The organism is Leucobacter allii, from assembly GCF_022919155.1.
Lineage (GTDB): Bacteria > Actinomycetota > Actinomycetes > Actinomycetales > Microbacteriaceae > Leucobacter > Leucobacter allii.
The window spans coordinates 2168905-2191383 of record NZ_CP095045.1; the positions used below are offsets into that span (position 1 = coordinate 2168905).

General features: G+C 66.8%; 30 protein-coding genes. 18 read left to right on the forward strand and 12 right to left on the reverse strand.

The window, feature by feature from the left end:
* Positions 1–23: 23 nt before the first annotated feature.
* Positions 24–1946, forward strand: coding sequence for a BCCT family transporter (locus MUN78_RS10005; protein WP_244726181.1), 1923 nt, complete (start codon positions 24–26; stop codon positions 1944–1946).
* On the opposite strand, the gene sigJ is transcribed toward MUN78_RS10005, so the two are convergent.
* Positions 1930–2844: an RNA polymerase sigma factor SigJ gene (sigJ, locus tag MUN78_RS10010; RefSeq protein WP_244726183.1), complete on the reverse strand. Its 915-nt coding sequence runs from the start codon at positions 2842–2844 to the stop codon at positions 1930–1932. The genes MUN78_RS10005 and sigJ overlap by 17 nt on opposite strands.
* Before the next feature lie 182 nt (positions 2845–3026).
* On the opposite strand from sigJ, the gene MUN78_RS10015 reads away from it, so the two are divergent.
* Positions 3027–3788 (forward strand): SDR family oxidoreductase, encoded by a 762-nt coding sequence (locus MUN78_RS10015; protein ID WP_244726186.1) that lies wholly within the window; start codon positions 3027–3029, stop codon positions 3786–3788.
* 54 nt (positions 3789–3842) lie between these two features.
* Here the strand turns inward: MUN78_RS10015 and MUN78_RS10020 are convergent, their stop codons facing one another.
* The 5 genes from MUN78_RS10020 to MUN78_RS10040 all read right to left on the reverse strand — a co-directional run bounded on the left by MUN78_RS10020 (position 3843) and on the right by MUN78_RS10040 (position 8247).
* Positions 3843–4298 (reverse strand): carboxymuconolactone decarboxylase family protein, encoded by a 456-nt coding sequence (locus MUN78_RS10020; protein ID WP_244689635.1) that lies wholly within the window; start codon positions 4296–4298, stop codon positions 3843–3845.
* A gap of 88 nt (positions 4299–4386) precedes the next feature.
* A complete protein-coding gene (locus tag MUN78_RS10025) occupies positions 4387–6237 on the reverse strand; it encodes an ABC-F family ATP-binding cassette domain-containing protein (protein WP_244726188.1) in 1851 nt (616 codons plus the stop codon).
* Positions 6238–6268: 31 nt separating this feature from the next.
* Positions 6269–7261 (reverse strand): tyrosine-type recombinase/integrase, encoded by a 993-nt coding sequence (locus MUN78_RS10030; protein WP_244726190.1) that lies wholly within the window; start codon positions 7259–7261, stop codon positions 6269–6271.
* Positions 7262–7380: 119 nt separating this feature from the next.
* Positions 7381–7833, reverse strand: a complete 453-nt coding sequence (locus MUN78_RS10035) for an ImmA/IrrE family metallo-endopeptidase (RefSeq protein ID WP_244726192.1) — start codon at positions 7831–7833, stop codon at positions 7381–7383.
* Between the two features lie 9 nt (positions 7834–7842).
* The gene (locus tag MUN78_RS10040) at positions 7843–8247 is read right to left on the reverse strand and encodes a helix-turn-helix domain-containing protein (RefSeq protein WP_244726194.1); all 405 of its coding nucleotides are present in this window, start codon (positions 8245–8247) and stop codon (positions 7843–7845) included.
* Positions 8248–8335: 88 nt separating this feature from the next.
* Here MUN78_RS10040 and MUN78_RS10045 point away from each other — a divergent pair, with 88 nt between their 5' ends.
* The 16 genes from MUN78_RS10045 (at position 8336) to MUN78_RS10120 (ending at position 17461) form a co-directional block, all read left to right on the forward strand.
* Complete coding sequence (locus MUN78_RS10045; protein ID WP_244726196.1) at positions 8336–8647, forward strand: hypothetical protein; 312 nt, start codon at positions 8336–8338, stop codon at positions 8645–8647.
* 379 nt (positions 8648–9026) lie between these two features.
* On the forward strand, positions 9027–9908 hold the full coding sequence (locus MUN78_RS10050; protein ID WP_244726198.1) for an antA/AntB antirepressor family protein: 882 nt from the start codon (positions 9027–9029) through the stop codon (positions 9906–9908).
* Between the two features lie 5 nt (positions 9909–9913).
* Positions 9914–10480: a hypothetical protein gene (locus MUN78_RS10055; RefSeq protein ID WP_244726199.1), complete on the forward strand. Its 567-nt coding sequence runs from the start codon at positions 9914–9916 to the stop codon at positions 10478–10480.
* Positions 10480–10704, forward strand: coding sequence for a helix-turn-helix transcriptional regulator (locus MUN78_RS10060; protein ID WP_244726201.1), 225 nt, complete (start codon positions 10480–10482; stop codon positions 10702–10704). Before MUN78_RS10055 ends, MUN78_RS10060 begins: the two co-directional genes overlap by 1 nt.
* A 14-nt stretch (positions 10705–10718) precedes the next feature.
* Positions 10719–11324 carry a hypothetical protein gene (locus MUN78_RS10065; protein WP_244726203.1) on the forward strand — a complete coding sequence of 202 codons (606 nt, stop codon included), beginning with the start codon at positions 10719–10721 and terminating at the stop codon, positions 11322–11324.
* Positions 11309–11488, forward strand: coding sequence for a hypothetical protein (locus MUN78_RS10070; RefSeq protein ID WP_244726205.1), 180 nt, complete (start codon positions 11309–11311; stop codon positions 11486–11488). The genes MUN78_RS10065 and MUN78_RS10070 overlap by 16 nt, the downstream gene beginning before the upstream one ends.
* Positions 11489–11632: 144 nt before the next feature.
* The gene (locus tag MUN78_RS10075) at positions 11633–12184 is read left to right on the forward strand and encodes a hypothetical protein (RefSeq protein ID WP_244726206.1); all 552 of its coding nucleotides are present in this window, start codon (positions 11633–11635) and stop codon (positions 12182–12184) included.
* Complete coding sequence (locus MUN78_RS10080) at positions 12181–12885, forward strand: hypothetical protein (protein ID WP_244726208.1); 705 nt, start codon at positions 12181–12183, stop codon at positions 12883–12885. The genes MUN78_RS10075 and MUN78_RS10080 overlap by 4 nt, the downstream gene beginning before the upstream one ends.
* Positions 12882–13403, forward strand: coding sequence for a helix-turn-helix domain-containing protein (locus tag MUN78_RS10085; RefSeq protein ID WP_244726210.1), 522 nt, complete (start codon positions 12882–12884; stop codon positions 13401–13403). The genes MUN78_RS10080 and MUN78_RS10085 overlap by 4 nt, the downstream gene beginning before the upstream one ends.
* Positions 13400–13717 (forward strand): hypothetical protein, encoded by a 318-nt coding sequence (locus MUN78_RS10090; protein ID WP_244726212.1) that lies wholly within the window; start codon positions 13400–13402, stop codon positions 13715–13717. Before MUN78_RS10085 ends, MUN78_RS10090 begins: the two co-directional genes overlap by 4 nt.
* A 1-nt stretch (position 13718) precedes the next feature.
* Positions 13719–14393, forward strand: coding sequence for a hypothetical protein (locus MUN78_RS10095; RefSeq protein WP_244726214.1), 675 nt, complete (start codon positions 13719–13721; stop codon positions 14391–14393).
* Positions 14390–14638: a hypothetical protein gene (locus MUN78_RS10100; protein ID WP_244726216.1), complete on the forward strand. Its 249-nt coding sequence runs from the start codon at positions 14390–14392 to the stop codon at positions 14636–14638. The genes MUN78_RS10095 and MUN78_RS10100 overlap by 4 nt, the downstream gene beginning before the upstream one ends.
* The gene (locus MUN78_RS10105; RefSeq protein WP_244726218.1) at positions 14635–14832 is read left to right on the forward strand and encodes a DUF3071 domain-containing protein; all 198 of its coding nucleotides are present in this window, start codon (positions 14635–14637) and stop codon (positions 14830–14832) included. The genes MUN78_RS10100 and MUN78_RS10105 overlap by 4 nt, the downstream gene beginning before the upstream one ends.
* Positions 14816–15733, forward strand: coding sequence for a hypothetical protein (locus tag MUN78_RS10110; RefSeq protein ID WP_244726220.1), 918 nt, complete (start codon positions 14816–14818; stop codon positions 15731–15733). Before MUN78_RS10105 ends, MUN78_RS10110 begins: the two co-directional genes overlap by 17 nt.
* Positions 15730–16977, forward strand: coding sequence for a replicative DNA helicase (locus MUN78_RS10115; protein WP_244726221.1), 1248 nt, complete (start codon positions 15730–15732; stop codon positions 16975–16977). Before MUN78_RS10110 ends, MUN78_RS10115 begins: the two co-directional genes overlap by 4 nt.
* A gap of 121 nt (positions 16978–17098) precedes the next feature.
* Positions 17099–17461 (forward strand): hypothetical protein, encoded by a 363-nt coding sequence (locus MUN78_RS10120; protein WP_244726223.1) that lies wholly within the window; start codon positions 17099–17101, stop codon positions 17459–17461.
* A gap of 61 nt (positions 17462–17522) precedes the next feature.
* On the opposite strand, the gene MUN78_RS10125 is transcribed toward MUN78_RS10120, so the two are convergent.
* The 6 genes from MUN78_RS10125 to MUN78_RS10150 form a co-directional block, all read right to left on the reverse strand.
* Positions 17523–17801 carry a hypothetical protein gene (locus tag MUN78_RS10125; protein ID WP_244726225.1) on the reverse strand — a complete coding sequence of 93 codons (279 nt, stop codon included), beginning with the start codon at positions 17799–17801 and terminating at the stop codon, positions 17523–17525.
* The gene (locus MUN78_RS10130) at positions 17798–18196 is read right to left on the reverse strand and encodes a hypothetical protein (protein ID WP_244726227.1); all 399 of its coding nucleotides are present in this window, start codon (positions 18194–18196) and stop codon (positions 17798–17800) included. Before MUN78_RS10130 ends, MUN78_RS10125 begins: the two co-directional genes overlap by 4 nt.
* Before the next feature lie 5 nt (positions 18197–18201).
* Entirely contained in the window at positions 18202–18903 is a 702-nt protein-coding gene (locus MUN78_RS10135) for a hypothetical protein (protein ID WP_244726229.1), read from the reverse strand.
* 63 nt (positions 18904–18966) lie between these two features.
* Positions 18967–19242, reverse strand: coding sequence for a hypothetical protein (locus MUN78_RS10140; RefSeq protein WP_244726230.1), 276 nt, complete (start codon positions 19240–19242; stop codon positions 18967–18969).
* Positions 19243–19250: 8 nt separating this feature from the next.
* The gene (locus tag MUN78_RS10145; RefSeq protein WP_244726232.1) at positions 19251–21029 is read right to left on the reverse strand and encodes a hypothetical protein; all 1779 of its coding nucleotides are present in this window, start codon (positions 21027–21029) and stop codon (positions 19251–19253) included.
* A gap of 1 nt (position 21030) precedes the next feature.
* On the reverse strand, positions 21031–22476 hold the full coding sequence (locus tag MUN78_RS10150) for a siphovirus ReqiPepy6 Gp37-like family protein (protein ID WP_244726234.1): 1446 nt from the start codon (positions 22474–22476) through the stop codon (positions 21031–21033).
* Positions 22477–22479: the final 3 nt, after the last annotated feature.

Consider the following 22479-nt stretch of genomic DNA (forward strand, 5'->3'; position numbering starts at 1 on the left):
GCCCCGTGTCAGGATGGAGGATCATGGGAACCCCGATCGACCACGACGCACGCTCCGAGGAGCCCGATTCCGGCACGGGCGGCGAAGCGCTGCACCCGGCGCTCATCCCCGGCATCGGCGTCGAGGAGACGCATCGGGTGTACCGCACGGATCGCCTCGTCTTCGGCGTCGCGATCGCCCTCACCCTCGCGTTCGTCGGCTGGGGCGTGTTCGCGGGCGACCATCTCGCAGCCACGACGCGCGCCGCGCTCGACTGGGTGGTGGAGTACACCGGCTTCTTCTTCACCTCCATCGCGACGGTGGTGCTCGTGTTCATGCTCTTCATCGGTTTCAGCCGCTACGGGCGCATCCGCCTCGGGCGCGACAACGAGGAGCCCGAGTACTCGATGTTCTCGTGGATCTCGATGCTCTTCGCGGCGGGCATGGGCATCGGACTCGTGTTCTGGGGCGCCGCCGAGCCGCTGACCTTCTTCGAGGAGCCGCCGCCGGGCACGGCGGAGGCCGAGACCTTCGACGCCATGCACACCGCGCTCGCCCAGGTGCTCTACCACTGGGGGCCGCAGGCCTGGGCCTTCTACGCGCTCGTCGGCGGGGCCATCGCCTACGGCATGTTCCGGCGCGGTCGCACACCTCTGATCTCCTCGATCTTCGCCCCGCTGCTCGGAGAGGACCGCACCACCGGTCCGCTCGGCAAGACGATCGACATCTTCTCCATCATCGTCACGCTCTTCGGCACGGCCGCCTCGCTCGGCCTCGGCGCGCTGCAGATCGGGCACGGCATCGAGATCGTCTCGGGCATCGGCCCGCTCGGCAACGGCGTGCTCGTCGGCGTGATCGCCGTGCTCACCGCGGCGTTCATCGCCTCGGCGGTCTCCGGGGTCTCCAAGGGCATCCGGCTGCTCTCCAACATCAACTCGGTCGCGGCGATGGCGCTCGCGCTCTTCGTCTTCTTCGTCGGGCCCACGCTCCTCATCCTCAATGTGCTTCCGGCCGTCGCCGCCCAGTTCATCGCCGATCTGCCGATGATGGCCGGCCGCTCCGGTTCCCAGGGCGAGGCGATGGAGCAGTTCCTCTCGAGCTGGACGATCTTCTACTGGGCCTGGTGGATCTCGTGGTCGCCGTTCGTCGGCATGTTCATCGCCCGCATCTCCCGCGGTCGCACGCTCAAGCAGTTCGTGTCGGTGGTCATCGTGGTGCCCTCCATCATCTCCTTCGCGTGGTTCGCGATCTTCGGCGCCACGGCGATCGACCAGCAGCGGAACGGGGCCGGCCTCGCCATCGATCCTCCGGAGCAGGTGCTCTTCGGCGTCCTCGAGAACCTCCCGTTCAGCGGCGTCGTGAGTGCGGGGCTGATCCTGCTCATCGCCATCTTCTTCATCACCGGAGCCGATTCCTCCTCCCTCGTCATGGGGACGCTGTCCCAGCAGGGCCGCCCGAATCCGGCGCGCTGGGTCACGGTCACCTGGGGCACCATGGTCGGCGTCATCGGCGCCGTGCTGCTGGTCACCGGGGAGGAGGGGCAGGGGCTCCGGTCCCTCCAGAACGTCACCATCATCGCCGCGCTGCCCTTCGCGCTGATCATCGCGCTCATGATGGTCGCCTTTCTCAGGGATCTGCAGCGGGACCCGCTGATCCTGCGCGACAGGTACGCGAGCCTGGCGGTGCGGCACAGCGTGCGCTCGGGACTCGAGGAGTACGGCGACAACTTCGCGCTGCAGCCCGTGGAGTACGACCACGCGAGCGACGACATCGCCTGGGTCCAGGAGGAGGACGTCGACGACAGCCTCGCCGAGGCCTACGAAGCCGCGACCGGATCGATGCCGGCCATCCGCCCCGACGGCAGCGAGCTCGGCGAGGAGGCGCCGAAGGACGCCGCGCGTCGGCCCCGCCGCGATCCCGACGATCCGGACGACCCTGCGGTGCCGCCCCTCAGTTCCACAGCGTGAGCTTGTGCGGGTTCCGCATGAGGCGCACCGCGGTGACCGCCCCCGCCTCGACCTCGACGGTCGCGACGCTCGCGATGCGCCCCTCGTCCCACAGCGCGAATCCGAGCCCGTCGGGGGTCTCCTGCTCGCGGAGCACCGTGCGCGGATGCTTGCGGAGGATGCCGAGCAGGAACCGTCCCACATGATCGTCGCCGCGGATCGGCTTGCGCGCGGCGGAGACGACCCCGCCGCCGTCGGAATGCAGCTCGACTGCGGGATCGAGGACGGCGAGGAGCCCCGAGAGGTCGCCGCCGCGCGCGGCCTCGGCGAACGCCCGCACGACGGTGTCGTGCTCGGCGCGGCTCGCGCGACGCGCACGGCGCTGCCGCACCCGGCGTCGTGCGGAGGACGCGAGTTGCCGGCATGCGGCCGGCGTGCGGCCCACGACGTCCGCGATCTCGCCGAAGGGCATCGCGAACACGTCGTGGAGGACGAAGGCGACCCGTTCCGCGGGCGTCATCGATTCGAGCACGACGAGCAGCGCCGTGCTGACGGAATCGTCGAGTGCCGCCCGCTCGAGCGGGTCCTCGGTCGCGGACGCGCCCGCGGGGAAGGCGTGGGCGGGGACCGGCTCGGGCAGCCACGGGCCGACGTACCGCTCCCGCCGGTGCCTGGCCGAGTCGAGGACGTTCAGGCAGACGCGACCGGCGGCACGGGTGAGCCAGGCCCGCGGCACGCGGATCGCCTCGCGCTCGGCCTCGCTGAGCCGGTACCACCGCACGTAGGTCTCCTGGACGGCGTCCTCGGCCTCGGCGATGGTGCCGAGCATCCGGAACGCCAGCGCCATAAGGTGCCGTCGCTCGCCCAGCACCTCGGCGTCGATCGGGCTCGCGCGCCGCGAGGGTGCTTCACCGCTCATGTCGTCGTCCTCCTCCCCCATCAGGACCGGACGGCGCCGCGGTGCGTCAGGCCGACGGTCCGCCGCCGGGCGATGCCGGCTCACATTCCCGGGGCCCGCGCGGTCCTGAAGGGTATGGAAGCCATCATCTCGCACCGCTGCCCGTCCCGTCCCGCATTCTCCCGCCTGACGGGGGTCGGACGATGAGGCTCGCGGTCGCCGGGGCGACGGGCCAGCTCGGTCGCCGGGTCGCCGCGACGGCGGAGGACGCGGGGCACCGCGTCGTCCGGATCAGCCGCGCGACGGGAGTCGATCTCACGACCGGCGCGGGCCTTCCGGAGGCGCTGCGCGGCGTCGACGCCGTGATCGACGCGTCGAGCACGGGAAGCATGCGCGCGCGGGAGTCCATCGAGTTCTTCGGCGCCGTCACCCGGCACCTGCTCGCGGCCGAGGAGGCGGAGGGCGTCCCGCATCATGTGGCGGTCTCGATCGTCGGCGCCGCCCGCCTCGGAGCGGGGTACTACGCGGGGAAGCGGGTGCAGGAGGAGCTCGTGACGGGACGACCGGGCGGCTGGTCCCTGCTGCGCACCACCCAGTTCCACGGCTTCGTGCGCCAGCTGATTCCCGCCGGTCGCCTGGGACCGATCCAGCTCGTGCCCACGATGCGTGCGCAGCCCGTGGCCGTCGACGAGGTCGCCGCCGAGCTCGTCCGGATCGCGTCGGGCGCCCCGCTCGGCGTCGTCAGGGACCTCGCGGGCCCGCGGGAGGAGCGCATGGCGGAGCTCGTCGCGCGGTATCTGCGGGCGACCGGCGAACGGCGCCGTGTGCTGCAGCTGCCGTTCCCCGGCGCGTGGGGGCGGGGCATGCGCGACGGCTCCCTGCTGCCGGGGCCGGACGCCGGACTCGGCACGCAGACCTTCGACGACTGGCTGCGCGTGAGCGCCGAGGGCGCCGATCGCGACTGATCCGCCGCGCGGGATCCCGTCGCGGGGATCCCGCCGCGGGGATCCCCGCGCCGACTACTCCTTCGGCGCCACGGGGTAGTGGCTCGAGACCGCGATGCGGTTCCAGGCGTTGATGACGACGACGTTCCAGGTGACGGCCGCGATCTGCGCGTCGTCCAGCTCCGCCGAGACGTCGACGCCGCGTTCCGGGATCCGGCTCGCGTCGCTCATGAGCGTCACCTGCTCGGCGAGCTGCAGCGCCGCCCGCTCAGGCCCCGTGAAGTACTGCGACTCCCACCAGGCTGCGAGGATCGCGATGCGCTCGCTCGTCTCCCCGAGGCGCTCGGCGTCGGCCGCGTGCATGCGCAGGCAGAAGGCGCAGCCGTTGATCTGGGAGACGCGCATGCGCACCAGCTCCACGAGCTTCGGTTCGAGACCGGCGGAGGCCGCGGCCTCGGAGGCGCGCTCGTTGAGCTGGGACATCGCCTGGAAGGCTTCGGGATGGACCTTGCCGATGTTCACGTGCGACATGGGCGGGTGTTCCTTTCGATCGGACGGGCGCGCCGGGCGCGCGCTCACCCATCAGGACCGGACGGCCCGCCCGGATGTGAGGCGGGCGTCACTCCAGGAGGCCGGACAGCTCCAGCCAGCGCTCCTCGAGGGCGGCGACCTCGTCCTCGATCGCGGTGATCTTCACCATCTCCGCGTTCAGCAGGGTGTAGTCGGCCTGGTCGAGGCCGGCGAGGCCGTCTCGGGCCCGCGCCGCATCCGTCTGCAAGCGCTCCATCTTGCGCTCGACCGCGCTGAGCTCCTTCTCGGCCGCGCGCCGCTCCGCCCCGGAGAGCGCCGGTTCGATCGACGCGCCGGCTGCGCCGCCGCCCGCGGCCGCCCCGCCTGTCGCGCCGCCTCCCGTGGCCGCCCCGCCGCCGGTGCGAGGCTCCTCCCGCGCGCGCTCCTCGGCGGCCCGCAGCTCCAGGTACTGGTCGACCCCGCCGGGCAGGTGCCGCAGGTGCTTGTCGAGGATCGCGTACTGCTGGTCGGTGACGCGCTCGAGGAAGTACCGGTCGTGCGACACGACGATGAGGGTGCCCGGCCACGAGTCGAGCAGATCCTCCATCGCGGCGAGCATGTCGGTGTCGAGGTCGTTGGTCGGCTCGTCGAGGATCAGCACGTTCGGCTGGTCCAGCAGGATGAGCAGCAGTTGCAGCCGTCGCTTCTGCCCGCCGGACAGATCCTTCACGGGGGTCGAGAGCTGCGCGCTCGTGAAGCCCATGCGCTCGAGCAGCTGCCCGGGGGTGAGCTCCTGCGCCTTCGAGCCGCTGCCGACGGTGAAGCTCGTGCGCAGCCGGCCGATGACCGTGCGCACGGGATCCTGCAGGTGCTCCTCGAGCTCGTCGAGCCGCTGGGTGAGCGTCGCCACCTGCACGGTCTTGCCGCGCTTCACGCGCCCCGCCGTCGGCTCGACGGCGCCGGAGATGAGGCCGAGCAGGGTCGACTTGCCCGCGCCGTTGACCCCGAGGATGCCGGTGCGCTCGCCCGGCGCGAGCAGCCAGTCGACCTCCTCGAGGATCACGCGATCGCCGAAGGCGACCCCGGCCTCCACGAGGTTCACGACCTCCTTGCCGAGCCGCGCGACGGCCATCGACTGCAGGGAGACGCGGTCGCGGATCTCGGGCACGTCGGCGATGAGCTCGTTCGCCGCGTCGATGCGGAACTTCGGCTTCGAGGTGCGCGCCGGGGCGCCGCGGCGCAGCCACGCCAGCTCCTTGCGCGCGAGGTTCTGGCGCTTCTGCTCGATGGCGGCGGCCTGCCGGTCGCGCTCCACCCGCTGCAGGATGTAGGCGGCGTAGCCGCCCTCGAAGGGTTCGACGATGCGGTCGTGCACCTCCCAGGTCGTCGTGCAGACCTCGTCGAGGAACCACCGGTCGTGCGTGACGACGAGGAGCGCGCCCTGGCCGCTCGGCCAGCGCCGCCGCAGGTGGCCGGCGAGCCAGGAGATGCCCTCCACGTCGAGATGGTTGGTCGGCTCGTCGAGGAAGAGGACCTCGTGCTCGCCCACGAGCAGGCGCGCGAGGGCCACGCGACGCCGCTGCCCGCCCGAGAGCGCCTCGAGCCCGGACTCCCAGTCGAGGTCGGCGACGAGCCCGGCGATGACCTCCCGCGTACGCGGGTCGCCCGCCCACTCGTACTCGGGCCGGTCCCCGACGATCGCGTGTCCGACGGTCTCGCCCGGTGCGAAGACGTCGGCCTGGTCGAGCACGCCGATCGTCGTGCCGCCGCGCATCGTGACCTTCCCGCCGTCGGGCTCCCGGCGGCCGGCGAGCATCATGAGCAGGCTCGACTTGCCGTCGCCGTTGCGTCCGACGATGCCGATGCGGTCGCCCTCGGCGACCCCGAGGGTCACCGCGTCGAACACGGTCTTGGTCGGGACCTCGAGATGCAGGGCCTCGGCCCCCAGAAGATGCGCCATAACTTTGTGAATGCTCGATTCTGCCTTGAAATCAGGCGGTTTCGGGTGATGCTGTCCGCAACGAGTCCGCAGGATTCGCACGGACCTGCTGAATGATACCCGCTGCGGCTGCCCGGGTGCGGTCCTCCGCGGACGGCCACAGGTGGGAGTAGGTGTTGAGCGTGGTGCTCGCCTTCGCGTGCCCGAGGGCGCGCTGCACGGCAACGACGTCGACGCCGGCCGCGATCAGACCCGACGCGAAGAAATGCCGGAGGTCGTGCACGCGGAGCTTCGGCAGGCCGACTGACTCGCGTGCGGCCGTCCATTCGGCGTGCACGGTGTTCGGACCGATCGGATCCTGCCCGACGAAGAACAGGTAGTGGTGCTTGCTCGAGATGCCCACCTGGGTGACGTGCTCGTTGACGATCGTCAGGAGGTCGTCCGGGACGTACACAGTGCGCTCGGAGCCATACTTCGGCGCGCGGATCTCGAGGCCCTTCCCCTCGCCGCGCTGCGCCTGCCTGACGACGTGGAGCTTGCGTCCGAGGAAGTCGAAGTCCTCGAACCGGATCGCTGCGGCCTCACCCGAGCGGAGCCCTGCGAACGCGCACACTGCGACGAAGGCGCGCAGGTACTTCGGCATCGCCCCCATCACCGCGCCCACCTCTTCGGGCGTCGGGATCGTCATCGCATGCTCGCTGCGGCGTATACGCGGGAGCGGTACGCCGTCGACCGGGTCGACCGCCATGTACTTGTCGCGGATCGCGGCACGGATCACGGTGCGGATGTTGTTCACGCGGGCGCGGATGGTGATCGGGGCGAGAGGCACCGCGGTCATCGACTTCACCCAGGACTCGACATGCGAGCGACGGATCTTCCCGAGCTCCACCGTCTTGAACGTGCACGCCTTCATGGCGCGATCCATCGTGAGCTTCGTGCTGTGCTCCCAGATCTGCCGCTTCGCCCAATCCTGGTAGAACGCTTCCAGGGTGATCTTGCCGGCCTTCGGGTCGACGTACTGCCCCGTGAGGGTCGCCGTCGTCACCTCATCGAGCCACGCCTGCCCAGCCTTCCGCGTCGGGAAGTGGCGAGCATGCTCCTTACCCTCCGAGTCCCGGTACCGAGCGCGCCACTTCCCGTTCTCCCGGCGCTTGACCGATGCCATCACGCCACCGCTTCGAACCGTGCCACGAACTGCCCGACACCCATCCGGCCATGCACGTAAACCGACTCGCCCAGGCGGTCGAGGCTGCGCTGAAACGCCTCGATGACCCAACCCATGACACCCAGCTCGAGCGCGATGCCCTCGATGTGACTGCCGCACTTCTCCTCGGCCAACCGGTACTCGGAAATCTCGAAGAGGAGATACCCGGCGAGCTCGTCGGCTATGCGTTCGTCTCGGGCGTCGTAGAAGCCGAACATGGTCTTCTCGTCGTCGCGGATGACGTGGATAAGTTCGTGAGCGAGCACCGAACGCTCGAGGCGGTACAACATCCCCCGCTGCAGTCGGATCGTCCGCGTGCGCCGGTCGTAGTCGCCGTCGCGACCCAGGTGCGTGAGATCGTCGTAATCGATCGTCACGTCCAGCAGCGCTGCCAGTGCGTGAAGGTTCTGCACGTCGCTCCTCTAGTCGTAATACTCTTCGCCGCGGTCCTTGCTCCGCGCCTTCGCCGCTCTCGCATAGTCACTTTGCCGGCGAGACTCACCATCTTCATAGACACCGGCGACACTGGCGCGACGGGAGTCGAGATCGTGGATATCCGCCCCCTGCTTCTTGCGACTCATCTCGGCCAGTGCCATGCGGATTAGGTCGAACGGATCCATGCCGAGGGCTCGAGCGATCGTGTCGATGTCGTTCGTGTTGAACATGCCTTCTCCACGGATTCGCTTGTAGTAGTAGTTCCGGGATAGGCCGGCTTCCTTGATCACGTGAGCGACGGGAATGCCCGATAGCCCGATCTGGCGATCGATCGTTTCGGCAACCGCGCTGCTGAAGTCCGTAGGTTCGCCTGCTGTAGCTCTGGGGGACATGGGGACAGAGTACCAATTTGGGGGAACTTTGTAAATCTGTCCCTATTTGGGTTGCGATGGTGTCTCCACATAGGTACTGTCTCTGGGTATGAAGACCTCTCAGAGCACTTTCACCGCGAAGATTACTCGCGCCGTGAAGGCGGAAGTTGCCCGCTACGGGTACGACGCGAAGCTGATTATCCGCGCCACGGGGCTGAGCCGAAACACGGTGTACTCCCGCCTGAAGGAAGACTCCGCATTCAACACCGCCGAACTCGAGGCGATCGTGAATGCGATCGGCATCGACATGGAGACATTGATCGCGTCTGCGTCCCTCGAAGACCTCACCCCGCGCGGTCCGTCCACCAACTGGCTCGGCCCCGTCCCGTCGACATCTAGTCCGGACCGGATCGCCGCGTGATGGTCGGCATTCTCGACTGGCTGCTCCTCGCCCTGCTGACCGGGTACTCAATCCGAGCCTGGCGGATGATCCGCCACCCGCCCCGCGCACAGCCCTAACCGGCTGGCCCTCTCTACCTACGCGGCACCGCCCGCGAGCAGTTTGAAAACTCCACAGCGAAGCAACACGGCATCCGGCCCACGTCGGCCGTAGACCGGTAGCTCACCCGCCCGCCCGAGCAGTCCTTGGACTCGGGCCGCGTGACCAGCACCGGCACTACCCCGACGGCGAGCGCGGATGCCACGAAGACCAGGTGAGGCATTTGCATCACCTCTACACGAACGAGCCCCCAGCGTTGCACCGCTGGGGGCTCACGACACGGATCAATTAGGAGGTCCACATGTCTGAACTCCAGACTATCACCGCGGCACCAACGCCGCTCATCCCCATCCACAAGATCGACGGTGAGGACCGCGTCTACGGTCGCGACCTCCACGAGTTCTTGGAGGTCAGCACCGAGTACCGGCACTGGTTTGCCCGGATGCTCGAATACGGCTTCACCGAAGGTGTCGAGTACGCGGTCATTTTTGACCGGGTTGTCCGAGACGGTCGTGGCGCGGTCGAACGCAAGGACCACGCACTCACCATCGACATGGCGAAGCAGCTCGGCATGATCCAGCGCACCGACCGCGGCCGTCAGGTTCGCGAGTACTTCATCGCCGTCGAGAAGTGGGCGGCTTCCCAGGCGGCACCTTCCGCGCCGCGCGAGCTGTCTCGGCTCGAACTGATCGAGCTGGCGCGCGAGTCAGAGTTGGCCCGCATGGAGGCCGAGCAGCACGCGCTCGCCGAGGGCGCGCGGGCGGACCTGGCGCAGAAGCTCCTGGACGAAGTGGAACGGAAGGATGGCCTGGTCGTCCGCGACTGGATCGGGAAGTACTTCCGCCCCCATCAGGAGAACCGCATCTGGGCGCTGTTCTACTCGCAGAGGCTCCTGAAGAACGGCCTGGGGCTGGGCGGCGTCGACAAGCATGGGAAGCCGAAGAAGTCTCGGGACCATCAGAAGGTACTCACGAAGGGCTTCTCATTCTTCATCCGCACCAAGACGGAAGAGGAGTACGGCGGCAAGCAACGGTACGAGACGAAGGTTCGTCCGGGCCGCGCGGAACTCGAACTCGTGGAGTTCTGCGAGCGACACGGCATCCTCCCCTTGCTGGAGGTGTCGCAGGCTCTCTTCGAGATCCGCGAGAACGGGACGATGATCGCACTGGGGGCCGCAGCATGAGTGCGATGGCTATCGATGGCGTGACGCCGAACGCCCGGTCGACGGATCCCACGACCTCCGTCGACGCGGGGCGCAGCGTGGACCGAGCGCACTCGCAGCAGTACGTGCAGCAGACGCTCCGGGTCTTCGGCCCGATGGCGGATCACGAGCTCGTCGCGTTCGCTGAGGACGACAGTGCCGGGCAGGAGGCGTTCGGGAAGTTCTCGCCGCAGCGTCTCCGGTCGGCCCGCTCGGAGCTCGTGGAGCTCTGCGAGGTCATCCAGACGACCGCCTACCGGAATACCCCTTCGGGACGGCGAGCACACGTCTGGGCGATCAACCCTAAGGCACTGACCCCGGCCGAGAAGCTGGCGGCGCTCGAGCGAATCGGGGATGTCCTCATCGTGGACGGAGCACCGCTGTTCAACCTGCACCGCCTGCAGGATCGACTCGGATTCACGGTCTCTGACCTCGTGCCGCTCACTCCCGAGCAGAGGGCCCGCCTGACGGAGGTGTACGACGAGGTCGAGGAGATCACCGGATCCAGCGACCTCGTCAGTCTCCTCCACTATCTCGCGCTAGGCCACGACTGATGCCCGACGGCGAGCGCACCGCACCCCTCGTTCCGGCGAACTACGAGCTCCTGACGCTCGCGGAAACCGCGGCGATCTTCCGGAAGTCGGTCCGTGAGATGAGGTGGGCGCGCCAGCAGGGCGACGCTCCCCCGTCCGCGAAGATCGGCGGTCGCATCATGTTCCGCGCAGTCGACGTCCACGCATTCATCGACGCCAAGTTCAACCATTCCAACCCCAATTGAAAGGACACAGCCACATGGCTACCAACACCAATCTCTCCCGCACGAACGAGACGATGTACGCCGTCGCCTGGGTCGTGGACCCGGACGCCGAAGAGCCCGACTACGACGACCCCGAAGTGCTCCGCCGGTTGCATGAGGAGGAGCAGTACGAGCCCGAGGGCTGGCGGGAGTACGCGCTCGAGGCGTGGCCGGAGAAGCCCGAGTACGAGGACTGGCCGAACGGGTACAAGCCGTTCTTCTGGCCGTCCACGAAGCGGCTGTACACGACCAGGAAGGCTGCCGAGGGTCGTCGCGATCTCATCAACCGATGGGGCGGCAATGCCGTGGTCGTCGTCGCGGAGATCGACTGGATCCCGCTCGAGGAGATGGACGCGAAGTGGAAGCGCGAACGCCTCCTGCGGGAGCGCGAGAAGATCGAAGCCCAACTCGCCGAGCTCGAGAGCGGTAACCGTCGACTCGGGGTCGATGGCGGCTCCCGGCGGCAGCGCGTGCTTGATCGCGTGGCATCTGCCGTGCCGACCAGCTCGGGTACTAGCGAGGAGGGAGCATCGGCACTCGAGCGCTTGAAGCGCATGGGGGCCGGCCAGAACGCGGCGGAGGGTACGTGCCCGATCGGGTAGGCGATACCTCCGTCGTCTGGGCGGTCGCCCGGGCCTTCGGGTCCGAGGACGAGGCGATCGCCCGCATCGTTGAGGACGCTGAGGACCAGCGCCTTGACGAGGAGATCCGGCGGCGAGAGAGCCGCAAGGCGATGCGTGATCTCATGCAGCCGTCTTGGCGGTGAGTCAGTCTCTCGTCACGGTGAGCGCCCCCGGTGTGGAGTAGCAGCCATGCCGGGGGCAACTCCCCCACCAAGTAGTTGGCCCCGGGTGCGACTGGTACTCGCGCCCGGGGCCCATCCCCCACCCCTGTTTGAAGGAAAAGGATCATGACCATCATCGCAGAATCCCCTGCACCCGCAACCCTGGACGAGTGGTGCGCCGTAGTGCGCCGACTCCACGCCGAGCACGCCCAGCCCATCACCGACATGACCGACCCGCGCGTGGACGAGTTCACGAGGACCACACCTCCCGGCACCCCGGCAATCGCGTACGACGTGGAGAACTACCCCAAGTTCGCCGGCGAGCGCTACTTCGCCAAGTGCGTGAAGCTCCCCCCGATCCCGATCAACGGACCGGACTGGGCAACCCGTCACGAGGTGGACGCGATCGACTGGCCCCAGGTGAACATCGAGTTCTTCTCCGACGAGTTCAAGGTGGGCGACGTCGTCGCGTGGGCGTCCTGCCTGACCACGATCCAGGTCGCGGCTAACGAGATCGCGCCCGACGGCACCGTTCGGGAGAACGGCGACATGGACATCACCTTGGTCGTGGACGGCCACCCGATCGACTTCTACGATGCATCGGTGGCGTCACTGCGTCGGATCGCGGCTGTCCTGCTGTCGGTGTCCCTCCGGTTCGGAGAGGAGCTGGGCAAGTGAGCACCACGATCGAACGGCCCGTCGAGGCCGCACACGACCTGAAGCCGAGCTACGTTCCAGACAATACCGTGACCGACGAGAAGCGTGCGTGGTGTGCTGCGACGCTCGCGGACCTGCCCACGGTCATCACCTTCCGGGAGGAGCCCGTTCAGGTCGGAAGAGACCCGAGAGGCACGCAGTTCCGCATGGCCTTCACGATCGGCGTGACGCCCGGGAACCGATTCCGCATCAACCTGCTCGCCGGCGCATCGCCTTCCGACCTCAAACACGCAGAGGAACTCATCGAGCTCGCGAAGAGCGGACGATTCAACCCTGACATCTGGGAGCCGAGCACGTTTAAAGGTGGCCGCTCGGGTTGGCTGCTGGACTCGTTCTGGGCGTGGGATGGCAAGCACGACGTGAACGAGCTCCGCCCGTGCACCGTGTACGGATGCGCGAAGGACTTCCACACGTACCGGAACGGTGAGTTCAACGACGTGCACGAGTCCGCCGAGCGCGTCGATGCCGAGTTCTATGACATCGATGTGTCGAACTTCGAGGACGAGAGCCGGTGGCGACCGTACATCTGCTTCGCGGATGAGATCCCCGAGGGTCCGGCAGGGCTCAAGGTGCTGCGCGACGCGGCGAACGATTTCGACTGGCTGCAGCAGCACGCCGACCACCTGAACTCGCGGCTCGGAGAAAGTGGGGGCGTGAAGTGAGCGACATCGGACGGACCCTGGCCAAGCTTCGACAAGAAGCGGGGCTGCCCATTGATGAAGCTGCGCACCGCGCCGGGACGACCGCTGGTGAGCTCTTCAGCGCCGAACGGGGAATGAGCCCCTTGGACGAGGGCACCGTGAAGCGACTCACACAGGTCTACTCTGCCGCGATCGGTGAGCAGATCAGTGCGGCTGACTCGGCCCGCCTCAGCCGACGCGATTCGCGCCCTTGCGACATCAACGTGTGCTTGGACGACGAGCACCCCTACGTCGACGGCGAAATGGACGCCGATCACTGCGCGATCAGGATCGGCAGCAACCCGCCCTACAACGAAGCGTTCCTCGTGCAGGGCACCTTCACCGAGGAGTCCGGCCTGTGGGAGGCGTTCGCGAACGTCGACCTTGACGAGATCCAAGGCGTCGAAGGCCTCGTTGCCGCCGAGCGATTCCTGCTCGCCTACCGCACCGTGCACGAGCACTGCGAACACCTCAACCAGCTCGAAAGGAGCACCCGATGAACACCAACATCCACCCCAGCCAGAAGATCATCAGCGCTGCCCGCAGCACGCACCCGCTCAGCGATCTCCGAAACGTTGTGGCGACGCTCCACGACGCTGTCTTCGAAACTGAATCAGACATCCTCAACAACCGGGCCGTCGCGGAACTCGTCTGGTTCGCAAGCCGCGCACAGACGGAGGCGCTTGCCCTTCTGGCTGACCGTCTCGGCGTCGATACCTACGTGCTGCGCGAAGCGATCGATGATCCCGACGAGTCGCCGGAACTGGCGCGGAGGGTCAACGAGCTGGTCGACGGCCTCGTGCGGGAGATCTGACATGTCCCAGACACTCGAAGACCTGGAGGCGCTCGCTGCACGTGCGACCGCCGGCGACCGGGCCGCGTTGCAGCAGATCCTCAACCCGACAGAACGCCCCGGGCGCATCATGCCCACGTGGGCCGAGTGCATCCGCTATCCGGACGGCTACCATCTCGGCCGGAACTACCTCCCCGGAGCCCTCTGGGAGGCGTTCGACGCCGGGGTGCTCGTGGACCCTGCTGAGGTCGCGGTAGGCATCGCAGAGGCCTGGGTGATGTGCGAGTACCCGCTGCTCAATCTAGACCCGTGGCAGTGGGACACCCTGTTCGATTGTGCCGGATTCGTCACCGACTCCGGGCTGAGCGGGCACGGCCAGCAGCAGCCCGCTCCCCCGACCCTGTACCGGTCCGCGCATCCCGACTACCTGCCGGGCATGTCGTGGACGACGGACCTCCAGACGGCGTACTGGTTCGCGTGCCGCAACCGGCGCGTCGGGCACCTCTCCCACGACGGCATCGCGGTGATGCAGGTCGACACCGCCGCCTGCCCTTGGTGGCAGCCCCTCGCGATGTTCACCGGGCGGGACGAACACGAGTGGGTGATGCCGCAGCCGCGCCGTGCGCTGCCGTGGAAGGCGCTCTCGTTCCACGAGCTCGACCTGCAGTCGCTCGAGTGGCAGAAGGCCGCATCGTGAGCGCCGAGACCATGCAGACGGTGCCCATCTGCTGCGACCGCTGCGGCGAGCGCAGCACTGTGGATCTCGCGCCCGATTGGGCGCTGGTGCTCAGGGACGGCCAGATCATCGCGATCGTGTGCCCGGGCTGCATCACCGAGGAAGAGCACCTCGTCCTGGAGATCAACGACGCGACGTCCGAGCTCGACCGCGTCACCCCCGAAGAGGGGTTCGTGATGAAACCGAAGGACGGTGACGAGTCGTGACGAGCATCGAGCGGAAGCGGGTGATCGCGGTCGAGTTCTGCGAGATCACCCGCGAGAAGCGGGCCCGCCTCGACCGCGGCACCCGCCACATCATCCAAGCGTCCCTCCGCGCCGGCCTGTCCGTCGAGGAGATCGCAGACCACACCGGACTCACCCCGGAAGAAGTGGAGCACTACCGTGAAGGAGGAGACTGAAGTGGCGAGATCGTACGCCAACATCCGAATGAACATTTGGAGCGACGAGGACTGGCGGAACCTCTCAGGGGCGGGGAAGCTGCTCTACATCACACTGCTCTGCCACGACACCCTCAGCTATGCGGGAGTGGCCGACTGGCGACCCGCCAAGCTCGCGCCTCTGATCGATCCACGCTGGACCGCAGACGACGTCCGGACCGCGGCGGCGGAGCTCTCACGCGCGTTCTTCGTCGTCATCAGCGAGGAGTCCGAGGAGATCCTGATCCGCTCGTTCCTGAAGCATGACGGGCTGATGAAGCAGCCGAAGATGGCGCAAGCCATGACGAGCGCGTTCGGCAGTATCGCGTCGCTCGAGCTTCGCCAGATGCTCGCTTTCGAGGTCCAGAAGCTACACGCCAACAGCCCGGACCTTCCGGGCTGGAAGGCCACTGGGATCGAGGCCGTGCTGCGACATTCGGCGGTCGATGCACAGAGCATCACCCCTACGGATACCCTTCGGGATACCCCTTCCGAAACCCCTCCGGGAATCCTTTCCGCCGCCCAGCCGGAGGGGTATTCCCCCTCTCCTACTCCTACTCCTACTCCTATAGAGAAAGAACCTCCGATCTCCGCGGGAGGAAGCACGAAACCGAAGCAGCCCTACTCGAAGGCCTTTCTTGAGTTCTGGGAGTTCGGGCTGAAGAAGGATGACAAGATCGCAGCCTGGAAGGCGTGGGAGAAGATGCGGAAGGCGGGCCTGCTCCCCGATCTCGAGTATCTCCGAAAGGCCGTCGAGCAGTACGTCCTGAACAATCCGGATCGCCAGTTCCAGAAGCTTCCCGCGACATGGATCAACGCTGGCTCGTGGGAGAACGACTACACACCACCTCAGACGGGGCCAAAGAAGGAGAGACTGCGATGAGCATCGGTATGGGAGAGTTCGACACCACAGACGCGGGCATCGCATATCTCGGTGCCGTGCTCGGGTCGAATGGGAAGGTTCTGGACGAGTCCACGCTGAATGCTGACGACTTCTCGAACCCGATGCACGGGCGGGTGTTCGAAGCGGCGAAGGGTCTCCGCAACCAGAACCGACCGGTCGGGCTGGTGACTCTCGGGGATGCGCTTCCGAAGAGCTTCGAGGCGGTGCTGAACGAGGCTCTGCAGTACACGCACCTGACGTACAACGCGGAGGCCTACGCGGAGATCATCGAAAAGCACAGCGTGCGCCGCCGTGTGGTCGAAGCAGGCCAGAGCATCGCTGCGTTGGACCCATCGATGGAAGCGAGCGAGATGGTCGACCGGGCTCAGGCCATCGTTGCCGAACTCGCTGACCGTGCCGTGAAGCCGTCGTTCCAGTTCATCCGGGAGATGGTGGATGAGGTTCTGGTGAACGCCGTCGAAGGGAACGGGAACTTCATCCCGTCCCCTTGGCGGGCGCTGAACGTCGCGATCGGAGGGTTCCGCCCCGGCGCGGTGTACATCGTTGCGGCGCGCCCCGGGGTTGGGAAGTCGGTCGTAGCGACACAGATCGCGACGGCTCTGTCCTCAGTCGGGGTCGTCGCGTTCGCGTCGCTCGAGATGTCGGGGCGGGAGTTGACGCACCGGTTTATCTCGGAGCGTTCGCAGGTCAACGTCGGCCGACTGAACGACGCGAAACTGAGTGAATGGGACATCGATCGCATCGCGCAGCACCGGAACCTGATCGACAGCCTGAACATTGCAGTGGACGAGCGTACAAGCGTGAAGCCAGGGGACGTTCGCGCGTTCGCTCGCACACTCTCCCGGAAGCAACCCCTCGCGGGAATCGTCGTGGACTACCTGCAGCTCATGGCATCCGATTCGAGGAACGACCGCGTCGCCCAGGTGACCGAGTTTTCGCGTCAGATGAAGGTGATGGCAAAGGACTTCGACGTGCCCGTGATCGTCCTATCCCAGCTCAATCGAGAGTCCGAGAAGCGCGCGGATGGTCGGCCCCGTATCTCCGATCTTCGGGAATCCGGAGCGATCGAGCAGGACGCCGACGTGATTCTGCTCCTCAGCCGCGAGGGTGAGGATCCACAAGAGCGTCTCATCATTGACGTCGCGAAGAACCGGCACGGCAACACGCCGGAGGTGGAGCTCGACTGGCAGGGAGTGTACTCGCGCGCCGTCGATCTCGACTAGAACGTATGCCATCATCATCGAGAAGAGAACGGAGTACAGGTAGATGAAGATAGCGCAGTGGTATTGCGATGCGTGCGGTGACTCGATTACGGACACACGGGGATCTCTGGTCGTATGGGAGATGGACCGAGACAACGCGAAGTCTGGCTTCGAGATCATCCACAAGGGCCGGAAGTGCGATCCTGAGCACAAGGGCATGTCGCTCGAACTCTCGGACATGATCGGCGACCAGGGCATGTCGACGTTGCTCTCGTTCCTGTCTTACGGACCTCTCCCGCCCCGTCGCGGGCAGCCGCGCATCGCGGACATGGATGAGTTCGTTGACCTCTTCCGCCGCCTGCAGACGCCGGGCTACGAAGAAGCACGCCGCCATTTCCGTAACCCAGAAGTGCTCGACGCTTTTGACGGATCACCCGAAGATGCTGCCTACGTTCCCGACAAGCTCAACTGGATCGCTGAGACCGGTCGTCGCGAAACCGCCTGAAAGACGAAATGCCCCCTCCCGGACCCGGACCCGGAGGTCTGGGAGGGGGCATTTGCGTGTTTCAATCGCCGCTGTGGCGGGGCTCGTACGTGGGGTCGGTCGGGTAGCCGAGCAGCCACCCCACCCACGCCCAGCGCGCCGACAGGGCGCGGATGAGCGCGTAGTAGGCGGCCGTGCATACGGCCACGAGGATCAGCGTCAGCAGTTCCGACGTCGACGCGTCGATGTGCAGGCCTGCCTGCGCGGCGAGGCTCAGCAGGGAGCCGACGATAACGGGCACGACGGTACGCACGAGCGCCACCAGGGCGTCACGCACCGTACCCGGGGTCTGGACAGTCATGGGGTCTCCTTCGGGTTCAAGGTGTCTTCGAGGTCACCGACGCGGTCGGCAAGCTCCTCATCGGCGGACTCCATAAGCACCTGCAAGCCGTCGATCTTGCCTGACTGCTCAGCCACCTGCCGCTCGAGCGCTCTGGTCTTGGACTCGATCCTGCGAACCGCATCATTGAGGCTCGTCCCCGTATTCGGGCGAACTTCATGATGGATCTCGTCCAGCAACTTGAGTTTCTGCGGCAGGACCGCAAGCGCATCCACGGTCGCGATGAACCGCTTCAGCCGCTCCCACCACCGGAACTTCACCGCAACGCCAACGAGGGCCGAGGCAGCGGCGAGCCAGATGACGGCCTGAGCGAGAGTCGCGTCGCCGAATAGGACCGCGAGCTGCTCTTCCGTCACGCGGGTTAGCCCTTGCTGACCGTGGCGAGCTGGGCGACCGTGCCGCCCGCGGCGCGCAGGTACTTCCGGAAGCCCTCGTAGTTCGTGCTGATGGTCTCCCGGCCGATGCGGCGGCCCCATTCATTCGCAGCGGACTGCGTGGACAGGATGAGCGCCTTCGGGGAGTACCCCATCACGAGCCAGCCAGGCTGACCCTTGCCGAGGGCGTGAGCGTAGAAAACAAGCATTTCGGACTCCATTCCGAGAAGAGGCGGCAGTACCGCCGGAGGGGTGGGTGCGGGCTCGCAGACGCGCAGCCCGTTGATGTCCTCGCTCCAGAACCGGAACGAGCAGTTGAAGGTGTTCTCGATCTCTGCGATAGACCAGTAGCGGTAGGGTCCGGAGACCTCGCCGGCGTACGGGCTCGAGGAGAGGATTCCCACCCCCGGCACGTAGTCGCAGACGTGGCCCCAGTTGGCGACGCCGCCGACCGGAACGCCTCGATAAGGCCCGAGTCCGTCGTCGTAGGCTCCCGAGTGGTCGAACCACAGCACACAGGGCGCATCGGGCAGGTCTCGGTTGTAGTGTCGCAGCGTGGTCGCATCTGCGGCATCCGCTGCGGAGCGGTGGGCGACGGGCGCGCCGAAGATGCCCTGCGCCATCTTGAGGCAGTTCCCCGCAAGGACCGTGTAGCCGAGGTTCGGGGTGACGTTGGTGATGAAAGCCATGAGCCCTCCTAGATATGGGTGAGGGGCCGCACCCAACGGATGCGACCCCTCAGAACTTGTGCCCTACTCCGCGGGTGGTGTTTCGGCGGCGTGGAGCGCCTGCACAGCGGAGAGGATCATCGGATCCGAGACCACCGCCTCAGACGTTCCAGGATCCTCGACACCGGCGGCGATCGCGGACGCGTACGCCGCATCCCAGCCAGGCTGTGCGGAGAGCTGCCACATGCGCTGCTGCGCCCAGAACTGAGGATCCGAGATACCCTCCGAGGCGGCGCATGCGGTGGTGCGCTGCAGGATGCCCTGATCGGATGCGAGCAGGGATTGTGTGTAGTACGACAAGATGCCTCCTATGCGGGTGACCAGCGCCCCCACCCGAAGATTCGGGTCTGGGAACTGGTCCCGTTGTTGCGGAACGTGGTGCCCAGCGTCGAAGCTGACACGAACCCGTTGATGGGTTGCGCGCCGGCCGTCGTCACATTGAACGGTGCCGGGGTCGCAGGTGCAGCTTCCGCAGGCACGGAGAACAGCGTGGTTACCGCCGCCCCGGCCGCAAGTGCCGACGACATCGTGATATCGAACTCCACCTCGACCATCCCGAGATAGCGCCGCCACCGGCACGTGCCACTACCGCCGGTGATCGCGATATTCGCCCAGTCCGTATCTCTGTAGAGCCTGAGACCTCCGAGAATGCTCACGGCCCCGGTGAGAAAGATCGTGCCTTGCGCCTGAAGCTGCAAGTTCTCCGCGGAGAAAGTCATGAAGCCATCGGCGACAATGCGCTTCATGACGGACTGCCCGCCCTGATCCACGAACCGTAGTGATGAGTTGTCGAGCGTCATCTTGGGGGTCGTCGCACCACCATATGCGGGGTCTTGACCGAGGATCACCTGGGCGCCGGAGAGCTCGGCGAGAGGCACAGTCGGGGCTGCGGCAGATCCTCCTGTCAGCAGAAGCTTGGAGAGTCCGTTGTCTGTGACCAACTGGGCGCGTTGTCCACCTGCGGTCGTGACTGTCACCTCGGGCTCCGTGACGTAGAAGACGACGGATGAGGTGGTCGAGCGGAAACGGATCATCTGCCCCAGCTCGCGCAAGGCGAGAGAGCGAGTCACTTTCGTCCACGTGTTCGCAGCAAGCGACGTAGTGGTGGGCGTGGTGCCTGCGAACGCAAACCCGAACGTCGCTGCCGCGGTGGCCTTCACCCAAAACGAAACGGATGCCTGAGCGTAACGCCCGAACTCCGTTGGAAATATGAATGCGAGATTGTCGTATCCGTCCACCCCGGCCCAAGGCGTCATCCCGACAGCATGCGTGGACATTGCGCCGGACGGTACTTCGCCGGCGAAAAGGCCGCCATAGCCTGTGTGAGCGCCTCCCATTGCAGTTCGTACCCAGCGTTGTGCGTACGACTGCTCGTTGACAGGGTAGGTGCGGGTGCCGGTGAGAGACGAACCCGTCTGGATGACAGACCCTCCGACGATCGTCGCGGCGGTGAGTTCCATGCCGGTAGCGCTCTTGAAGTTCAGCGCCTCGGCGTGGAGCGCTTCGGCGGTGACCTTGCCTTCTCCGATGCGGACCACGCCTGCCTCATCGATGACGAGGATCTCGTCAGCGAGGATCTGATCTGGCACGAAGCTCGCACCATTCCACACGAGCAGTTCGACCGGGACGCCTTCCGCGTTGTCGCGCACCCACTGATCGCCCTGAACCCACCCGCCCGGGGGCGGCTCGGGTTCGGTGACGCCGCGGCGGCGGGCGTTCTTCCCATCCGCGGTGGTCTGCGCATTCGCCGCGGCTTCGGCCGCTTCCGCCGCTTCCGTCTGCGCCCGGTCGACGGCCTCCACGACGGCCATGTTGGTCGCGTACTGGGCATCGTCGGCGTCCTGCGCGTCGTCCACCAGCCCGTACGCCGGGTCGAGGGCATCCAGGCCCACGGTGGCATCCTCGACCGCGTCAGCGACCCTCGGGGCGTCCCCGAGCACGTCTTCCACGAGCGCCGTCCCGGTCCCGGTCTCCACACTGGAGCGGGAGAGCTGGACGGTACGGGCAAGTTGCGCGGTTTTCGCCGCCGCCTCCTGCGCAGCCTTGGCCTGCTCGCGCTCAGCGAGCTTCCGCCTGAGTGACTTCACGTCATCCCCCTTCAAGCATGAGATCGGCGATATCGAGGCCGACCCATTCGATTTCTTCGATACGACGCCACACACGAACGCGGCCCGCCCAGCCCGCGTCGACGTCGAGCAGGACCGTGTCCCCGACGTCGAACGTTCCGCGGCGTGCGTTCGAATGCGACGCGTCCACCCGGACCGCTTTCACGACCTGGGCGCGCTGCCGCTTCCCGAGCTCCGCCCACGCGAACGCCTCCAGTGCCGCCTTCTTCGTGAGGTGTTTCCCGTCGACCGTGACCGGCCAGTACGGGCGCCCGTCAGGCTTCCCGACCTCGACACGGAGCGCGGCTTTCCCTTCACCCGCACCGATCGCGATCACCGCGTTCGCGTACGTGGTCGCGTCATCCTCCACGGTCACCTGGTCGATGATGTTGTCATCGGTGAACGCGATATTGTCGCGCTTCGCTCCGACCCGGGGAACGCACCGGATCTCCTTCAGGATGCGGGTGCGGGCCGAGTTCCAGCCGGACCACTCCACCCACTCGTAGCCGGCCGCCTCCACCGCTTCGTTGATGGCGTCGAGACTGTCGGGGGTGTCCCACCACAGCAGCTTCCACGCCCCCTCATCGACTTCGGCCTGGTCTTTCGCCGTCTCATAGTCTTCTTTCGCCGCCTCGTACGATTCCTTCAGCGGGGCTTCCGTGATCTCCAGATCCGCGATCTGATCTTTCAGGTCTTTCACCGCCGCCGACTTCACCGAACGGCGCGCCTTGATGTCCGCGTCTTTCGCGGTGACGAGAGCCTTCCGGGCGGCGATCTCCGCTGCCGGCAACCGGCCCGCGATCGCTGCAGCATAGGCGTCGTAGAGCACGCGCCGGTCCCGGTTCAAGACCCGGATCGCGTCATCGTGCGGCTTCGACAGCTTCCTCACCCGGGCCTGCAGGGCGACACGGGGGCGCGCGTACACGTCCCACGCCTTCTTCCGCTGATCCATGACCTGCTTCGCGGCGTTCGCCTTCAGATCCGAATCGGTGCCGACCCGCACCGACGATGAACCGGTGAGCGTGATCCCGAACTGTGCGCCAGGGACCGCCTGCGCCTCCTCGACCACATGCCGGGCCACCGCGATCGGGTCGACCTGCACGCCCCAGAACTCGCCCTTGTAGGCGCGGCCGGAGAACACTCTGCTGACCCCGTCGCCCTCAATCTTCCAGGACGCACCCTGGAACGAGGACCGGGTCACGATCCACGTGCCGCGGATCACCCCATCGGCCTCTTCGTGAATGTAGGTGCCGCCGGGGACGATCAGCGCGTCGGTGCCGGCGTACCGGTAGGCGTCCACGATGGGTACGATCTCGCCGGAGAACCCGGCAGGGCCCCCACGCTTGCGCCCCGCACCGGACACGATGATGGGCAGCTCGAGCTCCAGGAACGCGCCGTCCGAGATGCGTTCCACGATGTAGCGCAGCATGGA

Coding starts and splice junctions, on each gene's coding strand:
- MUN78_RS10005 (WP_244726181.1), top strand. CDS start 24: ATGGGAACCCCGATCGACCACGACGCACGCTCCGAGGAGCCCGATTCC.
- sigJ (WP_244726183.1), bottom strand. CDS start 2,844: ATGAGCGGTGAAGCACCCTCGCGGCGCGCGAGCCCGATCGACGCCGAG.
- MUN78_RS10015 (WP_244726186.1), top strand. CDS start 3,027: ATGAGGCTCGCGGTCGCCGGGGCGACGGGCCAGCTCGGTCGCCGGGTC.
- MUN78_RS10020 (WP_244689635.1), bottom strand. CDS start 4,298: ATGTCGCACGTGAACATCGGCAAGGTCCATCCCGAAGCCTTCCAGGCG.
- MUN78_RS10025 (WP_244726188.1), bottom strand. CDS start 6,237: ATGGCGCATCTTCTGGGGGCCGAGGCCCTGCATCTCGAGGTCCCGACC.
- MUN78_RS10040 (WP_244726194.1), bottom strand. CDS start 8,247: ATGTCCCCCAGAGCTACAGCAGGCGAACCTACGGACTTCAGCAGCGCG.
- MUN78_RS10045 (WP_244726196.1), top strand. CDS start 8,336: ATGAAGACCTCTCAGAGCACTTTCACCGCGAAGATTACTCGCGCCGTG.
- MUN78_RS10050 (WP_244726198.1), top strand. CDS start 9,027: ATGTCTGAACTCCAGACTATCACCGCGGCACCAACGCCGCTCATCCCC.
- MUN78_RS10055 (WP_244726199.1), top strand. CDS start 9,914: ATGGCTATCGATGGCGTGACGCCGAACGCCCGGTCGACGGATCCCACG.
- MUN78_RS10060 (WP_244726201.1), top strand. CDS start 10,480: ATGCCCGACGGCGAGCGCACCGCACCCCTCGTTCCGGCGAACTACGAG.
- MUN78_RS10065 (WP_244726203.1), top strand. CDS start 10,719: ATGGCTACCAACACCAATCTCTCCCGCACGAACGAGACGATGTACGCC.
- MUN78_RS10075 (WP_244726206.1), top strand. CDS start 11,633: ATGACCATCATCGCAGAATCCCCTGCACCCGCAACCCTGGACGAGTGG.
- MUN78_RS10090 (WP_244726212.1), top strand. CDS start 13,400: ATGAACACCAACATCCACCCCAGCCAGAAGATCATCAGCGCTGCCCGC.
- MUN78_RS10095 (WP_244726214.1), top strand. CDS start 13,719: ATGTCCCAGACACTCGAAGACCTGGAGGCGCTCGCTGCACGTGCGACC.
- MUN78_RS10115 (WP_244726221.1), top strand. CDS start 15,730: ATGAGCATCGGTATGGGAGAGTTCGACACCACAGACGCGGGCATCGCA.
- MUN78_RS10120 (WP_244726223.1), top strand. CDS start 17,099: ATGGACCGAGACAACGCGAAGTCTGGCTTCGAGATCATCCACAAGGGC.
- MUN78_RS10125 (WP_244726225.1), bottom strand. CDS start 17,801: ATGACTGTCCAGACCCCGGGTACGGTGCGTGACGCCCTGGTGGCGCTC.
- MUN78_RS10135 (WP_244726229.1), bottom strand. CDS start 18,903: ATGGCTTTCATCACCAACGTCACCCCGAACCTCGGCTACACGGTCCTT.
- MUN78_RS10150 (WP_244726234.1), bottom strand. CDS start 22,476: ATGCTGCGCTACATCGTGGAACGCATCTCGGACGGCGCGTTCCTGGAG.